Raw genomic sequence first — 383 nt, 5'->3', positions numbered from 1 at the left:
GTCCAGGACCTCGCCATGGCGGGCGACCCGCAAGACCACCGCATCGATGATTTCTTCGAGCCGGTCGGCAGTGTCGACCACAGCCGCGTCGGCCGTGTTTTGAAACGCCGATGCACGCGGCATCAGCGTAAGCGCCCACGCCAACGGCACCAGCCAGTGCCACGCCGCGATCTGCGCTCCTGCGAACGGAAATACGGTTCCAGCCAAAGGCTGAGCCAGGATGGCGACAGCGGCCGACACGGCTCCCCACAGTGCTGCACGTCGCGAGCCGCCGATCCACCAGGCTTCGAAAGGCAGCGCCAGGACAAGCATGGCGACAGGCGAACTCAGCCCGCCCGCGGCGGCAATGAGACTGCCGAGAGAAATGCCGGCCAGCACCAGGG

1 pseudogene is annotated in these 383 nt (G+C 66.8%); it reads right to left on the bottom strand.

From position 1 onward, the window contains the following. Window positions 1-383 (bottom strand): annotated as a pseudogene (locus EOD07_RS36925) (PAS domain-containing sensor histidine kinase); the annotation flags it as partial.

The organism is Mesorhizobium sp. M2C.T.Ca.TU.002.02.1.1 (assembly GCF_003997225.1).
The sequence above is the reverse complement of the archived record's forward strand: the minus strand, read 5'-3'. Positions and strand labels throughout refer to the sequence as shown.